Origin of the sequence: Flagellimonas flava (assembly GCF_050617915.1) — a bacterium.
GTDB lineage: Bacteria > Bacteroidota > Bacteroidia > Flavobacteriales > Flavobacteriaceae > Flagellimonas > Flagellimonas flava_A.
The window spans coordinates 426199-443997 of the sequence record NZ_JBODQE010000003.1 but is presented as its reverse complement, the minus strand read 5'-3'; the positions used below and the strand labels follow the sequence as shown (position 1 = coordinate 443997).

18 protein-coding genes are annotated in these 17799 nt (G+C 42.9%); 8 read left to right on the top strand and 10 right to left on the bottom strand.

Annotated features, from left to right (window positions below):
* Positions 1-34: 34 nt before the first annotated feature.
* Both ACRHOZ_RS10565 and ACRHOZ_RS10560 read left to right on the top strand, forming a co-directional pair.
* A complete protein-coding gene (locus ACRHOZ_RS10565) occupies positions 35-472 on the top strand; it encodes a hypothetical protein (protein ID WP_431125416.1) in 438 nt (145 codons plus the stop codon).
* A 171-nt stretch (positions 473-643) separates the two neighbouring features.
* A complete protein-coding gene (locus ACRHOZ_RS10560) occupies positions 644-871 on the top strand; it encodes a hypothetical protein (RefSeq protein ID WP_138837758.1) in 228 nt (75 codons plus the stop codon).
* A gap of 27 nt (positions 872-898) precedes the next feature.
* On the opposite strand, the gene ACRHOZ_RS10555 is transcribed toward ACRHOZ_RS10560, so the two are convergent.
* The 4 genes from ACRHOZ_RS10555 to ACRHOZ_RS10540 all read right to left on the bottom strand — a co-directional run bounded on the left by ACRHOZ_RS10555 (position 899) and on the right by ACRHOZ_RS10540 (position 6300).
* On the bottom strand, positions 899-1345 hold the full coding sequence (locus tag ACRHOZ_RS10555; RefSeq protein WP_431125414.1) for a hypothetical protein: 447 nt from the start codon (positions 1343-1345) through the stop codon (positions 899-901).
* Between the two features lie 413 nt (positions 1346-1758).
* Complete coding sequence (gap, locus tag ACRHOZ_RS10550; RefSeq protein ID WP_431125412.1) at positions 1759-2751, bottom strand: type I glyceraldehyde-3-phosphate dehydrogenase; 993 nt, start codon at positions 2749-2751, stop codon at positions 1759-1761.
* 93 nt (positions 2752-2844) lie between these two features.
* The gene (locus tag ACRHOZ_RS10545) at positions 2845-4662 is read right to left on the bottom strand and encodes a pyruvate kinase (RefSeq protein ID WP_431125410.1); all 1818 of its coding nucleotides are present in this window, start codon (positions 4660-4662) and stop codon (positions 2845-2847) included.
* A gap of 78 nt (positions 4663-4740) precedes the next feature.
* On the bottom strand, positions 4741-6300 hold the full coding sequence (locus tag ACRHOZ_RS10540; RefSeq protein WP_431125408.1) for a glycoside hydrolase family 32 protein: 1560 nt from the start codon (positions 6298-6300) through the stop codon (positions 4741-4743).
* Between the two features lie 143 nt (positions 6301-6443).
* Here ACRHOZ_RS10540 and ACRHOZ_RS10535 point away from each other — a divergent pair, with 143 nt between their 5' ends.
* From ACRHOZ_RS10535 to ACRHOZ_RS10515, 5 genes are read left to right on the top strand one after another with little or no spacing between them, the layout of a single operon-like run.
* Positions 6444-7064 (top strand): TIGR04282 family arsenosugar biosynthesis glycosyltransferase, encoded by a 621-nt coding sequence (locus ACRHOZ_RS10535; RefSeq protein WP_431125406.1) that lies wholly within the window; start codon positions 6444-6446, stop codon positions 7062-7064.
* Positions 7061-7876: a purine-nucleoside phosphorylase gene (locus ACRHOZ_RS10530; RefSeq protein ID WP_431125404.1), complete on the top strand. Its 816-nt coding sequence runs from the start codon at positions 7061-7063 to the stop codon at positions 7874-7876. Before ACRHOZ_RS10535 ends, ACRHOZ_RS10530 begins: the two co-directional genes overlap by 4 nt.
* Positions 7873-8838, top strand: coding sequence for an arsenosugar biosynthesis arsenite methyltransferase ArsM (arsM, locus tag ACRHOZ_RS10525; protein WP_431125402.1), 966 nt, complete (start codon positions 7873-7875; stop codon positions 8836-8838). The genes ACRHOZ_RS10530 and arsM overlap by 4 nt, the downstream gene beginning before the upstream one ends.
* A 51-nt stretch (positions 8839-8889) precedes the next feature.
* Positions 8890-9663: a DUF547 domain-containing protein gene (locus ACRHOZ_RS10520; RefSeq protein ID WP_431125400.1), complete on the top strand. Its 774-nt coding sequence runs from the start codon at positions 8890-8892 to the stop codon at positions 9661-9663.
* On the top strand, positions 9650-10351 hold the full coding sequence (locus ACRHOZ_RS10515; protein ID WP_431125398.1) for a TIGR04283 family arsenosugar biosynthesis glycosyltransferase: 702 nt from the start codon (positions 9650-9652) through the stop codon (positions 10349-10351). Before ACRHOZ_RS10520 ends, ACRHOZ_RS10515 begins: the two co-directional genes overlap by 14 nt.
* Positions 10352-10368: 17 nt before the next feature.
* Here ACRHOZ_RS10515 and ACRHOZ_RS10510 read toward each other — a convergent pair whose 3' ends face one another.
* The 6 genes from ACRHOZ_RS10510 to ACRHOZ_RS10485 form a co-directional block, all read right to left on the bottom strand.
* Positions 10369-11301, bottom strand: a complete 933-nt coding sequence (locus ACRHOZ_RS10510) for a hypothetical protein (RefSeq protein ID WP_431125396.1) — start codon at positions 11299-11301, stop codon at positions 10369-10371.
* Positions 11302-11387: 86 nt separating this feature from the next.
* Positions 11388-12647, bottom strand: a complete 1260-nt coding sequence (locus ACRHOZ_RS10505) for a POTRA domain-containing protein (RefSeq protein WP_431125394.1) — start codon at positions 12645-12647, stop codon at positions 11388-11390.
* 84 nt (positions 12648-12731) lie between these two features.
* Positions 12732-13475, bottom strand: a complete 744-nt coding sequence (locus ACRHOZ_RS10500) for a hypothetical protein (RefSeq protein ID WP_431125392.1) — start codon at positions 13473-13475, stop codon at positions 12732-12734.
* 19 nt (positions 13476-13494) lie between these two features.
* Positions 13495-14496, bottom strand: a complete 1002-nt coding sequence (locus ACRHOZ_RS10495; protein WP_431125390.1) for a glycoside hydrolase family 113 — start codon at positions 14494-14496, stop codon at positions 13495-13497.
* 44 nt (positions 14497-14540) lie between these two features.
* Positions 14541-15446, bottom strand: coding sequence for a hypothetical protein (locus tag ACRHOZ_RS10490; RefSeq protein ID WP_431125388.1), 906 nt, complete (start codon positions 15444-15446; stop codon positions 14541-14543).
* A gap of 22 nt (positions 15447-15468) precedes the next feature.
* Positions 15469-16191 carry a DUF547 domain-containing protein gene (locus ACRHOZ_RS10485; protein ID WP_431125386.1) on the bottom strand — a complete coding sequence of 241 codons (723 nt, stop codon included), beginning with the start codon at positions 16189-16191 and terminating at the stop codon, positions 15469-15471.
* Between the two features lie 233 nt (positions 16192-16424).
* On the opposite strand from ACRHOZ_RS10485, the gene ACRHOZ_RS10480 reads away from it, so the two are divergent.
* Positions 16425-17774 (top strand): NAD(P)/FAD-dependent oxidoreductase, encoded by a 1350-nt coding sequence (locus tag ACRHOZ_RS10480; protein WP_431125384.1) that lies wholly within the window; start codon positions 16425-16427, stop codon positions 17772-17774.
* Positions 17775-17799: the final 25 nt, after the last annotated feature.

Here is a 17799-nt window from a genome sequence, read left to right as displayed (position 1 = left end):
ACAATCCAAACATCCAATCCCCTAACCTACGCCTATGCCAACCACACCCATTCTGCAAACCATCCAAAACTTTGTCCACCACAGCCCCTACAACTGTATGGAAATCAACTTTGCCGATCATCTGGTGCTCAACAGCCAAAACCAACTTCCCTTCCTGCCCGTGCTCAAACAACATAGCCGCATTATGCTTTGTAAAAAGAGCCCTAAAGGCCTAGTTCAAATGCTGGTGGCGGACAATCCCGTGTTCAACTTTTCCTTTGATTTTGTACTACCTGCCGAGCAGGAATTTTATCTGGGCACCATGTTGCAGCTGCCCAGCCCCTTAGATCAAGGCCACCTGCACATGGATGCCGACCAACTCACCTTGTCCTACCGTATCAATGCCAAGGATCCCAAGCTCAGGTTCTATGTTTCGCAGACCTTTACACATGTACATCATGTAGAAAAATTTCCCTCGGGCCATTTGGTCTAGCTGCGTACAGAGTTTAAGAAAATATTGGGGGTTTATATACAGTTTTTTTCCTTTATTTGCAGGCTCTTGGGGTAAATATTTTGGCTTGATATAAAAAACGAATACCCCTATAGGTAGAAAATATCAAAGTATCCCTTATATTTAGCCAATCTAGATTAATTTTAAATAAAAATGACCGAAGATTTATTAGCAAAGGCAAAGGAGTTTATTGGCAGAACTTTGAGTCATATGTCCACCAGTGATAGGGTTGCGGCTTCCAGAGAGGCAAAAGCCCTTATACTTTCCATTAACGAGATCTATAAGGAGACCAAGGATCAAAACCTTATGGACGTTATGAAGGAGCTTACCGAAAAGAAGCGCAAGATCGAAAAGCGCCTAAAAGGTACTCCGCTGGTTTAATCCCGTTCCATTTCTTGGAAAAGGGAATCAATTCCCCTGTTTTTTAAAGAGTGTCCCGCCCACGATCAAGGCCGCGGATATGATCATCACATTTTTAATGATATACTGCCCTTCCAGGGTAGGCAATAGGTAATTTCCATTTTGAAAGGTGATTTCCGGCAGAAACACCAAAGGCATAAAGGTGCCCACCATTTGCAGCAGTAAGAGGGCAATAGCGATCTTGGTGGTCTTTCGGAATAAAAAAGTGATCCCGATCACCACTTCCCACCATCCTATGACCACCAACCAAGTATCTGGCGAGCCAAAGGGCAACCACGCAACCGTGGCCTTTAAAAGTCCCGTTGCAGCAGAAAGCCCAAAGGGCTTTAAAATTCCAAACCAGAAAAAGATAATGGCAAATGAAATGCGCACCGCGGGAATACCCCATTTGCGCATGCGTTTGGAAATGGTTTGGTCAATTTTATGATAGTCCATAGGTATTGCACTTGCCACAAAATTACACAGCAACCCCCTAGTTACCAAGTAGAAAACCTGTCTTTCCTACAAAAATCCACAGGGCCATTTTTCATTCCTACAAGCTGATGTATGGCCGATTTGCCATCCACAAAAAATTTGCTACCAATTATGTGCTTTTTGGGGCAACCAATAAAAATGTAACATTATGATTGGGCTTTCTCAGTAATTTCGGAGAGAAGATAAAATGCAACCACCAGAACACAAAAACGTTACAATGAACACTGTAGAAGAAAAATTGGGGTACTTATTTTGGTATTTCGTACTGGCCTGCTCGGTGGGTTCGCTGATCACCAGTTTATACCATTATATCAACTAACCATAAAACAACGAGGGCCGCTAAAGCGGCCCTTTCCTTTTCCATTTCTTTTTAACTATCCCTTGATCTCCAAGATCTGACGAATCATCTGATTGGTGAATCCCCATTCATTGTCGTACCAGGTCATCACTTTCAACAAATCCCCATCCACTACTCGGGTCATGGACAGATCTACGGTTGATGCATACGAGCTTTTAATAATGTCCGAAGAAACAATGGGCTCATCCGTGGTATCCAGCACATCGGCATAACGATCAGTCTGAGCTTCCTCCACAAGAATTTGGTTCACCTCTTCCGCGGTCACAGGTCGTTCCGTAACAAAGGTCATATCTGATATAGAACCTACAGGTACGGGAACCCTAATGGCCACTCCATCAAACTTACCTGCGAAGGCTGGTAGTGCCTTGGTGGTGGCAATGGCCGCTCCCGTTGTTGTCGGAATCAGGTTTTGTGCCCCTGCCCTTCCCATTCTAAAGTTCTTGGCCGAGGGAGCGTCTACCGTACCTTGCGAAGCTGTATACGCGTGAACAGTGGTCATAATGGCTTTTTTAATTCCAATGCGTCGGCCCAAGACCTCAACCACTGGACTAATGTTGTTGGTGGTACAGCTGGCACAGGAAAATACACTTACATTCCCATCCTCTGAATTTACACCATGTACTACCGTTGGAGTATCCGCACTTTTGGTAGGTGCTGAGATTATCACCGTCTTGGCCCCTGCTTTCAGGTGGCGTTCGGCATCCTCACCTTTGGTGAAGACCCCAGTACTCTCGATCACCAAATCCACGTTGTGTTCTCCCCAGGGCAATTCCTCTGGGGTACGGATGGAGGAGTAGTGAATTTTTTGTCCGTCCACCACCAAAGTATCAGCTTCGTGGGTTACCTCTTTTTCATATTTTCCATAGACCGTATCATACTTTAAAAGGTATGCGGTGTTTTCTATGGAAACAATGTCGTTTACGGCCACGACTTCCAGACCGGGAGTCTCGTTGATCACCTTAAGGGCGGCCCGTCCAATACGGCCCATCCCGTTGATTCCTATTCTCATTTTTAGTGTTGTATTTGTTATTACTTGTTTACATGCCCTTAGTCCGAAAACCACCCCAAAAATTACAGTGTATAACGTACTAGAAAATTGGCTTTAGAGCCAGTCAATTTTGGGCCACATGCCCTCCTTTTTACTGTGCAGTTTTTCCATGCCACGAAGCATTTCATCCAAGAGCACGATGGCTTCATTGATGTACTGCCCCTTGTTGAGCATTACACACTCCGCACGCAAGGAGGAGGTTATGTCCGTAATCTCGGAACGCGAAGGCAGCCCACTTTTGGCCAAACCTTCCAATACTTGGGTGGCCCATACCACTGGAATGTGGGCGGCACTGCAAAACGAAAGGATTTCTTCCTGCACCTTGCCCATATTTTTCCACCCTACCTCCAAGGCCAGGTCGCCACGGGCAATCATCACCCCAACATATTGGGTCTTCATGGCGGCCAACAGTATTTTCACCAGGTTTCTATAGGCAAATCGGGTCTCTATCTTTAAAATGACGCTTACCTTATCCCTTGCCCCAAGCTGCTCCAGCTGATCTAGAAGTTCATCCACATCCTCAGCGGTGTTCACAAAAGAAAAATTGACGATATCGGCATACTTGGCCACAAACTTTAGATCTTCCCTGTCTTTGTCAGTTAGGCCTGAAAGGCCCATATCCAGTGTTGGAAAATTGATTCCTTTTTCTGCCTTGAGTCGCGCACCATTTTCCTTGGCCTTTACAATCCTGACCATGAAATGGTCTTTATGAACTTCGGTAATGATGCCTTCTATCTTACCATCATCAAAGAGGATAGGTTCCCCTTTTTGGGCTTTGGAAACCACTTTTGAGGGCAGGCAGGGAATGCTTCCTGCATGTATCTGCTTTCCTTCCTCATCAAACTGGGGAAGTTTTCCTTGTTCCTCGTTTGCCGTTACGGCCAGCAGGTTACCTGTGTACAGTTCAATGTATTTATCCGTTGCTAGAAGCTCTCCAATAACACCCTCTGGAATGGATTCCCTTTGCGGTTGTAATCGCGTTCCAGTTTCCAGATAAACCGTTCTTTTGCAATGCAAGAGCGCTTCTCCCTCTTCCAGTTTGCGAACCACCAGTTTCCGCTTTTTTCCACGGGTGTCCTTCAGGATGAGTTTGTCCCCAACGTGAAGTAATGCAAGCCAATCCGAAGCAACTGGAACTGCAGTGGGGTCAATGCTCTTTTTGTCTTCGGGTACCCATCTAATTTGGGCTGGGGTTTCCACTATCCCAAGCACCGACCTTTTGGGTTTAAATTTCAACACCTTCGGTCCCATTCCCAGAGACCCTGTCCTAATTTTTGGGCCTGCCAGATCCATGGCAATTTTTACATCGGTTCCGCATTCGGCAGCTGCCTTTCTCACATTATCGGCAATGGCTTTCCAAATGTCGGGATTGTCATGGGCACAGTTGATCCGTGCACAGTTCATCCCATTCTTTACCATTTCCAAGACCTTGTTATAGTCGTGGGCAGATTCGGTTGGCTGCGTGACCATAATCCGCACCCTTCTACTTTTTTTGGGGGTAGGAAAAAGGCCATTGGTATGTTTTCTGAGTCTCTTTTTGCCCTGTCCAATTCCCAAGTCAGGCGATGGATATTCTTTGGAAGGTTGCCCCATCAACCTTAATAGGTTATGTGCATTGGTAAGGCTCCCCAAAATATTGCCTTCTGCATTGGCAAAACGGGATAGCCCAAGTCGTTTCAGTTTTTTTTGAATCGACCTAAGATCATAGGTTCTAAATGTGCTATAATGCAGTAAATTTTTGGCACTTTCCTGGTAGGTTTCGCAAACCTCTTTTAGAAGCGCTTCATTGTCCGATTCATTGGCGGCGCAACTTTCAATAATATCTTCCAACCGTTTGGCAATGGAAGGAAGTTTTTCTGGGTCGATGTTCATTCTGGGAGGTTTGACTTAGCAAAATTTCAACTTAAAAACTAAACTGCCGCTGATATAAATCAGGCTTAAAAACTTTTGTCATTTGGACCGCCAAACTGATTCCATTTTACGTACAGAAACATTTTGAATTGCTTGTGTGCTATCCAGGTTTTCCAAAATCAGTTCATTGAAAGGTTGGTTTGGGAATATTTGGTCTGTTAAGGTAACCAATCCCCCATCCACAAAAACCTCAATGGAAGACCAATCCAGCAAAATGGAAACCTCATACAGTTCATTTTTCAATGGCGTTAGAGGCGCATGGTGTTTTTTGTTACCAAATTCAGCCTGAAACTCCACTTTGCCCGAGTTCATGCGATCCAGCAAAAGCGACTTACTTTTGGAATCCATAGCTATTTCTACACTTTCCCCTTCAGCATTTTTTAGGGTCAACCTAAAATCCTTGGAAGCCGTTCTGAACTGAATTTTGGATTGGTGCACGCCTGGAATTTGCAAACTTTTGGTCTCACCCGAAGCAACTTCCAAATTCTCCACCAAATTTGCGGACATCAATTCATCAACAGATGCTAGAGGATAATTGGCCAGAAAATAATCCTCTTCAACTTTTTGAAGTGATAAATTCCTTGGCACCGTCATGGCACTTCTCCATTTTTCCGTAGGGGTGTCACGGGCATAATCCCAATTGCTCATCCATCCAATAAAAATGCGTTCGCCATTAGGGGTGTTATTATACGTAACCCCGGCGTAGTTGTCCGTGCCATAATCCAGCCATTTGGCTTCCGTTTGATCAGTTGTGAATTTAGTCCCATCAAACTCCCCAATAAAATATTGCGTGCCACTGCCCCCATTGGGTGCTCCTGGATTTATACTGATAATCAATACCCATTTCTCCTCATCAGTTCCTTCTACCTTGAGTTGGAACAAATCCGGACATTCCCACACCCCACCATGGGCACCGTGGTTTTTGCCAAAATCACTGATATGTTCCCATTCCTTTAAGTCCTCGGACTGATAAAATTTCGCATGGTCACCTGCCACCAAGGCCATGATCCATTTCTGGGAAGCTTCATGCCAAAACACTTTGGGGTCTCTAAAATCCTTGATGCCATCATTGCCAATTGCAGGATTTCCCTCATACTTTGTCCAGCTTTCCCCATTGTCCAAACTATAGGCTATCCCTTGGGTTTGAAAATCATTTTTTCCTGCTTTCTCCCCTTCCATTAAATGATAGGTATACGCCGCCACCAAAGGAGATTCCCCATTTTTGGCAAAGCAGGAAGTATTGTTTTTGTCTACCACCGCACTTCCCGAAAAAATTAGGCCATGCTCGTCTGGGTAGAGTGCGATGGGTTTATGTTCCCAATGTACCATGTCCTTGCTTACCGCATGCCCCCAATGCATGGGCCCCCAAACAATATCTTCTGGGTAATATTGATAAAACAGGTGGAAAATGCCATCATTATAGACCAGCCCGTTGGGATCGTTCATCCATTTCTCTTCAGGAGAAAAATGAAATTGAGGTCGATAGACTTCTGTGTAATACTTCTCATTTTCTGGTTGAACTACCTTATTTTGTTGCTTTTCTTGTTTGCAGGAAACCAAGGAACAACACAGTAGAATGGGAATGATCAGTTTTTGCATGCGACAAAGGATTAAACGGTATATTAAGATAAGGATATTCTTCCATCACCCTGGTAAAATGTATCTTTGATTGTAATTTTCGCAGGCACCATCGAACATATATTCTTAAATCCTGATTCGCCAAAATCCCTAAATCATTTTCATTGGATAAATCGAAGCATTTACTTTTAATCTTTACCCGGAATCCTGAATTGGGCAAATGCAAAACCCGATTGGCAGCCAAGGTAGGAGACCAAGCTGCTCTGGACATCTATAAATTCCTCCTGTCCCATACGGTCAATATCACTTCTGAACTGGATGTGACCAAATGGGTGTTCTACTCCAATGAAATTTGGGAAGCGGATATCTGGGCAAATGGTACCTACCAAAAAAAGTTGCAAAATGGTGCCGATTTAGGTCAGCGCATGCTAACTGCTTTCCAAGAAGGATTTGAATCCGATTATGAAAAAATCATTATTATTGGAAGTGATATGTACGATTTGTCCCAAGCGGATTTGGAATTGGCCTTTTTCCAATTGAACCAGCACGATTATGTAGTGGGTCCCGCCGAAGATGGGGGGTACTATTTGCTGGGAATGACAGTATTAAAGAAGGAATTGTTTCAAGACAAACAGTGGGGAACAGAGACCGTGCTTGAAGACACCTTAAAGCATTTGAAACAGGAAAAGGTCAGCATGCTTCCTGTTAAAAATGATGTAGATCATTACGAAGACATTAAAGATATCAAGGCATTCCAGCCTTTTTTAAAACATATGAAAGAATGACCAAAAAACAGCTTGAAGAATCTGTAGAATACTTGAAAAAAAAGGGATTTGAATCCCCGGAAATTGGCATTGTTCTAGGCACTGGGCTTGGGCAATTGGTAGGTGAAATAGAAAATCCAGTTGAAGCCCATTATAACCATATCCCCTACTTTCCACTGGCCACTGTTGAATTCCATTCGGGAAAGCTCATTTATGGCACCATCGCGGACAAAAAAGTGGTGGTGATGCAGGGAAGGTTCCATTTGTACGAGGGCTATGACTTTTTGGACATTACCTATCCCATTAGGGTGATGCGCCTTTTAGGTATTCAAAAACTGTTTGTATCCAATGCCGCAGGAGCAATCAACCTCAACTTTAAAAAAGGAGATATGATGTTGATCGAGGATCATATCAATCTGCAAGGTGGCTCTCCTTTGGCATTTAAAAATGTAGCCGAGTTTGGCGATCGGTTTGTGGACATGGCTGAACCTTACGATGTGGAAATGCGAAAAACATTGGAGGCCATAGCTGCAAAAAATGGGATTACCCTACAAAAAGGTGTTTATGCCTCAGTGGTAGGACCACAACTGGAAACCAAGGCGGAGTATCGAATGCTTAAAATATTGGGTGCGGATGCCGTTGGAATGAGTACGGTTCCCGAAGTAATTGTTGCCAACCATTTACGACTACCCATTGTAGCTGTATCTGTTTTAACGGATGAGTGCGACCCAGACAACCTTCGACCTGTTAATATTCAGGAGATTATTGAGATTGCTGGCAATACTGAACCAAAAATGATTCAATTGTTCAAAGAACTAATTAAAGAAATATGAGCTATTTAGAAGCGACCCACGATTTATACAAAGAGGCGGCCCTGACTCCAGATGTAGGGCTTTGTTGTACCACCAATCCCATTTGGCAGTTCCCAGGGCTATCCATCCCAAAGATCATGCAGGAAATGAACTATGGATGTGGAAGTACCGTTTCTGCGCAAGATTTGGTCAACGACCCCAAAGTTCTTTATGTTGGAGTTGGAGGCGGAATGGAACTATTGCAATTCTCTTACTTTTCCAGACAAAAGGGAGGTGTTATCGGTGTAGATTCTGTGGATGAGATGTTGGAGGCCTCCCGAAAAAATTTCAAAATTGCCGAGGAGGAAAACGATTGGTTCAAAAGTGAGTATGTGGATTTGGTGAAGGGGGATGCCCTGAACCTGCCCGTGGCGGATGAGAGCATTGATGTTGCGGCCCAGAACTGCCTGTTCAACATCTTTAAAATTGAGGATTTGAAAAAGGCGGTGTCAGAAATGTATAGGGTACTCAAACCCCATGGCCGTTTGGTGATGAGCGACCCCACTTGTGAGCAGCCTATGAACGATGAGCTAAGAAATGACGATAGATTAAGAGCTCTTTGTCTTAGCGGTAGTATTCCTATCAAGGATTATGTAAAGGTGTTGACCGATGCTGGTTTTGGAACCATAGAAATCAGGGGACGTAGGGCATACCGCGTGCTTTCTCCTAACCACTATCCAACGGATGAATTGGTTTACATAGAGTCCATAGAGATCGCTGCCATCAAAGATCCGATGCCAGAGGACGGGCCATGTATGTTCACTGGCAAAACGGCTATTTATTTTGGTGACCAGGAGTATTTTGATGATAATAAAGGACATGTCCTGCTTCAAAATCAGCCATTGGCGGTTTGTGATAAAACGGCTGCTGCCCTTCAGGAAGCATCAGACGAAATATTTGTCAGCGAAAGTACTTGGCACTATAATGGCGGAGGCTGCTGTTAAAAACAAATTGGGGTCTGAGCCCCAGCGTTATAAACTAAAAAATTGCTATTTATGGGTTTAAGCCCTCAATGGCCATTGGTTCTACTTTTGGCGTGGTTTTTTGGTGGAATACAAACGTATGCCCCCAATTCCCATCCTGAGGCCCAAATGGCAAAAAATACTGCACGTCTTTCAGACTACCCAAGTCATGAGGCTTGGGGGAAGCTGCTGAAAAAACATGTGGATGATTTGGGTAATGTGAACTACTCTGGATTTCAAAAAGAGGTATCTCAATTGGATGCGTACCTAAAGGAACTCTCCCAAAATGCGCCCAATTCCGAATGGACCAAAAATCAGAAACTGGCATTTTACATTAATTTGTACAATGCAGCTACGGTAAAATTGATTGTGAATCATTATCCCGTTAAGAGTATTCGGGATATCCCAAGTAGGTGGAAAAAGAAATGGATTGCCCTGGAAGGAAAAGAAGTATCCCTTAGCTATATTGAGCACCAAGTATTGCGAAAAATGGGGGAACCCAGAATACATTTCGCCATAAACTGTGCCTCTTATTCCTGTCCAAAATTGCTCAACGTTCCCTTTACGGCCCAAAGCATGGAACGTCTACTTTCAAAAACGGCGATAGATTTTGTGAATGATACCAAGAGAAATCGATTTGAGGGAAATCGGGCGCAGCTTTCAAAAATATTTAAGTGGTATAAAGGGGATTTTACGGAAAACAAAAGTTTGTTGGAGTATATCAATACGTATCTGGAGAACCCTGCTCCAAAAAACGCCCAAATTGAATTTCTTGACTACGATTGGAGTTTGAATGAAGCCAAATAAGACCATAAGTATCATCATTCCCGTCCTAAATGAGGAAGGTTTCATTGGAAACATCTTAGATCATTTGGCCAAAACCGGAAACTCTGGGCTTATTCAGGAGGTTATTTGCGTAGATGGCGGAAGTCAAGATAAAACCACAATGGTTTCCGAAGCCCACGGGGCAAAAGTTGTGCGCTCGGAAAGAGGAAGGGCCAGACAAATGAATTTGGGAGCCCAAAAAGCCCAAGGCGACATTCTCTATTTTTTGCATGCAGATACCTTTACCCCAAAAGATTTTGATCAAAAAATCTTGGATGCAGTGGCTGAAGGCTACGACTCGGGTTGTTTTCGGATGAAATTTGATACCAGAAATCCATTTCTTCGGTTCTTTGCTTACATGTCCCGCATTAACCATAGGCTTTGTAGGGGCGGAGATCAATCCCTATTTGTCAAAAAGGAACTGTTCCAAAAAAACAAGGGGTTCAACGAGGCCTATTACATTTACGAAGACACGGAATTCATTACCCGCCTGTACAAAAAAACGACGTTCAAGATCTTACCGGACGCGGTCATCACCTCTGCCAGAAAGTACCGGGAAAAAGGGTGGGTAAAGGTGCAGTTTCACTTTGGAATGATTCACCTGAAAAATTATTTGGGTGCCAATCCTGATGAGCTATATCAGTACTACAAAAAGCACATTCTTGCTTAAATAAAGGAAAAAAGGGGCTATTGCTCTATCTGTAAATCCGCATAATCCTTTAAAATGCCATCCGTAATCCAGTTGGCAAATTTCCTTTTGTCCGATCGCACGGGTATTGCATCCTTGGTTATGTCCTGGGAACGCTTGTTTACCGTAATCAAGCTAATGGCGGGCAAGGTATTCCTAGCTAAAAAAAGCGTGCTCTTATCATCAAATGTCTTACTATCAATGCTGGCCTTTTTAACTGTGCTATTTGCCTTAAAAACTTGCTGAAGATTCTCCGCCAAACGCTGTCCTTGTTCACTGTTGCCATGGTGCAAGACGGAAACATCCAGATTCCCTGCCTGCAAAATACCGTTGGCCCGTATGATCAATAATCTCTGATATTTTCCATGGTTTTGCAAGTATCGCTTGTTGATTGCCTCAACATAGTTGCCCAACCTATCCATTTTGGTCAATTGAGCGGATGTGGTCGTTTCCTTTTCATCTCTATTCCCCATGACAAACACAGTGGCGCCTTGCTCCAAAAGTTCTGCCGCCAAGTTTTTGGCAATATCTTGCACAAATTGATTTTGGGCAGAGCTACTGTCCTCGGCAATCACGTAGTACACCGCATCCTTTAGGGTCTTATTTTGGTGGGACATCTTACCCAACTCCTTATCAAAAATTGGTTCTTCTGCCTTCTTAGCGGCCAAAACCCTTACCCCTTTGCTTTTGTAGGAATCGTCAGTTATTGGAATTCTATATTCCCTTCCTATCTGTAACAAGCTTCCAGCTTTAATGTTGTCCTTGTTCAGGTCAATAAAAGTTTCGTAGTGCTTAACCGGATCCAAACCTTGCTTTCGAAGCATGGAGAATATGCCATCGCCTTTTTCAGCCACGACCGTATAAAAGTTGTCTTGAGCAAGAAGTGCGGAATTCATGCCCACCCACAACAATAGTGCAAGTAGTAATCTCATTAATTCAAATGTTGCAGGGGTGCCTCACAAATATTGCAAAAAGGCTCGAGACAGAAAAGAAATTGTAGGAAATTCTTTGTGAAAAATCAAAAATATTGTCCAATACCAAAAACGATACCCTTGGCTCCCATATTGGTAATGCCATGTCCATAATCTATCCTAAAAATGGCATTGAAAATACGCTTATGGATAAACCTCACCCCTAATCCAGGGTAAATCCTTATGTTTTGATCATCACTAAAGTCGCTAAAATCGCCTCCAGGATTACGCCATGTTCCCCCGTCAATAAAAACGTTGCTCTGCAGCACAAACCAATCCTTATCTATGAGGGTATGTCTGTATTCCGTATTGAGGACAATTGCGCCGGTACCCCGATCAATGATATTGCCCACTCCTCTAATGTTCAGATTGTTGTCCACCGCGAAAGGAGCAAATGGAGTATCAATATTGCTGGACAATCCCAAGCGTAGTCTGTTGGCCCAATTCCCTCGTTGGCCCACCCGAACAAAGTAGGTGAAATCATTGAATCCTATAACAAATTCGGGAAGCATTCCGCTGGTACTATGCACATACTGCAGGTTTAGGGAGCTTTTGAATCCAGATAAATATTGATAATAATAGTCTATACCATCATAATTGTAGATCAACTTCAACAAGTATTTATCAACTTCCAGATCTTGTGGTACATTGGGATCGGTTTCCCCAAAAAGGTAATCGTAGTTCTCGGTAAAGAAGTTGATTCCAAATTCAAACCTATTCCTAAAATTAACCTCAAAAAGGCCCAGTACCTCAAAAGATTTATTGTTGTATCTATAGTCGGCCGTACCTGAATCCAAAAACACAGGTTCCTGTGTCCGTAAATCTTGATAGCTAATGGCCAATCCTATTTTACTGGAAAAGAGATACGGGGCCCGTAGGTGGGCGCCATAGGAATTAAAGATATCACGTTGATAAAATCCCCCTAAAGTGATATTGTTCCCCAGCAGATTAAATTCCTGCAAGCCCAAGCGAAAGGCAAATTCATCATTGTTGGAGGTATACACATTCGCAAACGGAATCAAGGTAAAGTTCTCCTCAATGCCGTAAAACACATTGTATGTCCCTTCTTCCAAGGCGGGAAAAACTTGAAAATAGGCATGGGATACCGAAGGGAGTCGCTTTAGTCGATAAACATCCTCTTCCAGGAGGGTGGAATCCAATTCCATTCCAGGTTTTAGCCGTACAATTTTCTTTATGAAATTGGTTTTGGTCCGCTCATTGCCTTGAATCTTTACATCCGCGACTTTGTTTTGAGCATATCCAGATACCGCTATCAACAAAAGCAGTATGGACAGAAGTTTTCTCACAGCGGCTTTCAAATTTTGAACTTAAATATAGGCCAATACGTCCTAAAGAGTATCACAGAATCAAAAGTATTGGGAATTAGCATCTTATTCCAGCGTAAAATTTACCTCAGCAAAGAGGTTTACCCAATTATCTTCACTAACCGCCAACAAAGAGAAGTTGTAATTGTTTCCCAACACAAGGGAAGGCGGCTCTGTCACCGTAATATTTAGCACCACATTGTCCAATTCATAATATTGGAACATTTGATCCATTGTATAGGTTCCCGATAACAACATATTGTTCTCATCGGAAACTACTTGGAAGTAAATTATAGTATCGTCAAATGCGCCATCCTCCCATGAAAAAATGGGCATTACCCCGCTGTTATCAACAGTTACATTTTGAGGTAAATATTCCGTGGGTTTGGCAAGCTGTTTTAATCGGATTGGATTTGAAAGGTGGACCTTTCCACCTTCTTCAAAAGTGACGATCACCCACTTTTCCTGATCTGGCACGATTTCATACTTCAACAAATAACCGTTGAAAACATCGATCAGTTCTGCAGTGCCTTTGGTGTAGTGTGAAAAATTATTTTCATCCACCTCCAGATGCTCCGTTTCATAAAAATTGATGTTGGAGGCACCCTCTCTTGGGTATAAAAAGATGCTCACCACGGAGGGATCCTCATTGCTCGCTGCGCAAGCGATTACATTTCCCAAAACCATTTCTTGGTCTCTTAAATCACTGGCCAAGTTACCATCTGCCGGTAGTTCTTCATTGTCAGAACTACAGGAAACCAAAAGCAAGAAAACTGCTAAAAGACTGGAAACAAGACTTCTTTTGATCATCTATTGGGGTATTCTTTACCTAATAGTCGCCATAAAAACTACGGATTACATTTTCCGCAGGTTTGTTTTGGGGAGTAAACCGATTATCCTCGCTTCCTCCAGAATCGTTATGGTGAATAAACCATTTCCATACAAATCCGCCAGCGAACCAGTCTTCCTCCCAAAATTCCTGAAAAACGGCTTGAGTGGCATCGGCCTGGGCTTGTAAATTGACATTCATTTGGTTTCGATCCACCAACCAAGGTTTCTTGGCAGCATAATCCATACTTCTATAACCAAATTCGGTAAAGAGGATAGGTCTGTCCATGGCTTCAGCCAAATCGGCCAATTTGGTCTTCCAGGGTTGCCATCCAGCCTTTAACCCCTCCAAACTGGGTTTTTGATCTTCCGAAAGTGGAAAATAGGCATCCACCCCAATAAAATCCATTTGATTCCAAAAAGGAACCCTGGGATATTCGTCCCAATTGGCAGCATAGGTTAGTTTTCCGCTGTAGATTTTTTTAATTTTTGCTATCAAATCCGTCCAGAAAAGCGGCCGCTGTTTTACAAACTCCTCCAGTTCCGTTCCAATACAGTATACCTCGGCTTTGGTTTCTTCCGCCAGTTGGGCATAAGTAAGGGCAAAATCCGAATAGGTCTCCTCAAGAATTTGCCAATCCTCTTCGGACTGCATGGCCAAATCTCCAGTAAACTCTCCCCGCCAAATCCAAATTTGGGGCTTCAACATAATCTTGATGCCGTTCTTCCTCAACAGGTCTATGTATTGTTTGGCTCCTCGTCTGGTCTCGCCGTACCACTGCCGTTCCGTGTCAAAAATTATTTGGGGGGAATCTAGGCTGCGGGCAAACCCAAAGGGCATTACAGCAGCATAATTGGCATTGACCTTGACTACCGGCTCAACATGGGTTTGGGCGACCTTTTCACGAGATCCCACAAAACTCACCCCGTTGATTTTTTCCTTCTTTTGTCCAGCACAGGACAATTGGATCAAACAAAGAAAAAGGAGTCCTAATCTTTTCATAGCCAAAAGTTAAGACTCCTAAAATAACCTTTTAGGTCATAGGTTTAAAAAATTGCGCGCAAACCAATGTTAAAAGTTTCGCCCAAACCTGTATTTTCTCCCCTAACAAAGTTGGTGTACAATGCCTCAACATTCAAAGCATTGGTCAATTGGTATTTTAATCCGCCACCCAATGCGGTGAAGTTTTGGGTAAAGTCGTTCCCTAAATCCAGACGTTGTGAATGCTGTGCCAAAGCCAACACGGTAAACTTGGAACTTGGAAAATAACTTAGAAATACGCCAGGGGTTAAATTAAGACTATTGTTGGCAAAGCTCTTGTCCTTGTCCCCAAAACTCAACTCCGAATTCAATTCGGTAAAAAGTTGCCATTTACCGCCCGGAAAAGTATGATCATAGAAAAATCGGTTTTGCCAGATGTAGCCATTTTGGTCCAAGAAAACACCGTTGTTTCCATTTACTGGTAGAAAATCTTCCGTTTCATTGTCAACCAAAGGAATAAAAAATGAACTTTGGATGGAAAAATTGCTTACCGATGCAATGGGAACAAACTTTACAGAAGGAGCAATAGAGGTGAATCCTGAACGTGCTGTTCCTGTTTCCCCATCAAATTGAAAGACTTGTAATGCCCCGCGGTCCGCAACCACATTGGAACGGAACTCCAAAATGGCCCCAATATTCCATCGTTTGTTGTTTCCAACTCCCGTATAGGCTTCCAAAGTGGAAGTAAAAAATGTTTGTCGGGGCTCCGTTCCATCGGAAAATGTACTCTCGGTCTGGGTGTACAAGTTGTTAAACCACTTGAGGTCCCATTGTCCTTTTCCAATGAGCTTGGAAGGGGTGTACTGTTGAATGTTACTTTGGGCTTGAGCGTCGGGATCGTTTTGGGAAAACCCTAAAAATACGCTCATGATCATTCCTCCAAAAAGGAGGTAAATTCTCTTCTTTTTCATGCTTAGTTGTTGTTATAATGGATTAATTGGTCTCGTTTAAATTCCAGTCGTATGGGTAGTATCCTACCTTGGATTTTGGGTCAAATTTTTCTTTTCGATGTAGGTTTACAAAATCTATCAAGGATTTTCCCCCTTGGGTGAAGTCCCCAGTGTACCATTCAAAAATTTGGGACAGTAGTACCTTCTTCCCTTTTATCCTTACAAAGTTTGGATTGTTCAAAGCAATTTCAGTTTGCTTCTGCAATTGTGTATCCAAGGTGCCCGGTAAATACGCATTAGGGATAATGGGAGGGCATCCCAGTCCTGCGCATACAAGTACAAAATGAAAGCGAGCCTCCTTCGGAAAATTTCCACGAAGCAACTTGTTCTCAATGTCATTTAGGGTAATGTTTTTGCCTCCTACATTATAGGTTATCTTGTCAAAAAAACCGCCTTTGTCCAATGGGGATTTAATGGGGTAATTGTTTACAATTCCTTGGATAACTGAAAGGTTATAGGTGTTGATCCAGAACGCTTGATAGGTATTGGCATCAGAAGTAGAAACATTAATGTTTTGAGCCATATCCATCAATTCATTTAATCCTGCTGGATTCGACTTAATTTCCTTGTAATTCACCCTGCCATCGCTCACATAAGAATTAAAGAAAGCGTCCGCTTTGGTAAAAAAAGTTGAAATATCCTGTGAAAAGCCTAATTGTACAACAAGAAATAGTACGGTGGCGGTCAGTGTTTTTCTAGATTCCATTTTAAGTTTTAATTGATTCAAACTTTGCCTTCTGTCGTATGCAATTTGGATGCCATACAAGCTCATGTTGAATTTAAGGATTATTTAAGATTTTAGTAATCAAACACTTAGCCGTTCGAATTTTAGGGTCAAACCTTACCTTTTATGTTAAAATTTAAATTCTTTCTAAATTAACATAGGGCATTAAGTTCCTATATTTAAGGACGACACAATAGCAACACCAACACAATTTCATGGAGAATATCGTCATTATTGGAAACGGAATTGCTGGTATTTCGGCAGCAAGGCACATTCGAAAACTTTCAGATAAAAGGATCATCATAATTTCTGGGGAAACAGATTATTTCTTTTCCAGAACTGCGCTCATGTACGTGTACATGGGGCATATGAAATTTGAGCATATCCAGCCCTATGAGGATTGGTTTTGGGAAAAGAACCGCATTGAGCTGGTCAGAGGTTATGTCACAAAAGTAAATCCAGATACAAAACAACTTATTATTGATGGGTCTAGAGCCCTGCATTACGACAAGCTTATTATTGCCACAGGATCCAAATCCAACAAATTTGGATGGCCGGGACAAGATCTTCACGGCGTACAAGGACTCTATTCCAAACAAGACCTTGATTTGCTCGAGGTAAACGCACCCAACAAAGAAGTCTGCAAAAGGGCCGTAATCGTTGGAGGTGGTTTAATTGGAATTGAATTGGCCGAGATGCTTCGAAGCCGGGATATCCCAGTGACATTTTTGGTCAGGGAAGACAGCTTTTGGAACGGGGTGCTGCCCAAGGGCGAATCCCAAATAATCAACGAGCATATTTTGGAACACCACATTGATTTACGACTGGGTACCAATCTCAAGGAAATTGTCAGTGATGGCAATGGTAAGGTCAAATCCGTTATTGTTGCTGAAACTGGGGAAGAAATCCCTTGCGATATGGTGGGTCTAACGGCTGGCGTATCCCCAAATGTCGATTTCCTAGAAGATTCAGGAATAGAACTGGGACGTGGAGTCAAAGTCAACCGTTTTCTGGAAACCAATGTACCAGATGTGTATGCTATTGGGGATTGTGCAGAACAGCATGAAGCCATTGGCAATCGACGACCTATAGAGGCGGTTTGGTATACCGGCCGAATGATGGGTGAAACTGTGGCACAGACCATCTGCGGGAACAAGTTGGAATACAAACCGGGACACTGGTTCAATTCCGCTAAATTTTTGGACATCGAATACCAAACCTACGGTTGGGTGTTTTCAGAAAGGGGAATGAAGGAAAATGAAGCCCATTTTCATTGGAGACATCCGCAAGAGAAAATATGCATCACCGTAGCTTTCAATAAAGAATCAGGTCAGTTTTTGGGTATCAACACCTTCGGTATTCGCATGCGACACCAAGTTTTTGATAAATGGTTGACCCAGGAAAAAAGTGTGGATCATGTCATAGAGCACTTGGCCGATGCCAATTTTGATCCAGAGTTTTACAAACATTATGAAACGGATATCGTTTCCAAGTTCAATTCGGACTTTGGGAAGTCCATCACACTAAAAAAGAAAAGTTTAAAAAGAATTTTTGCAATGGGTTAATAGTTGACAACTGATTGCTGTTGGT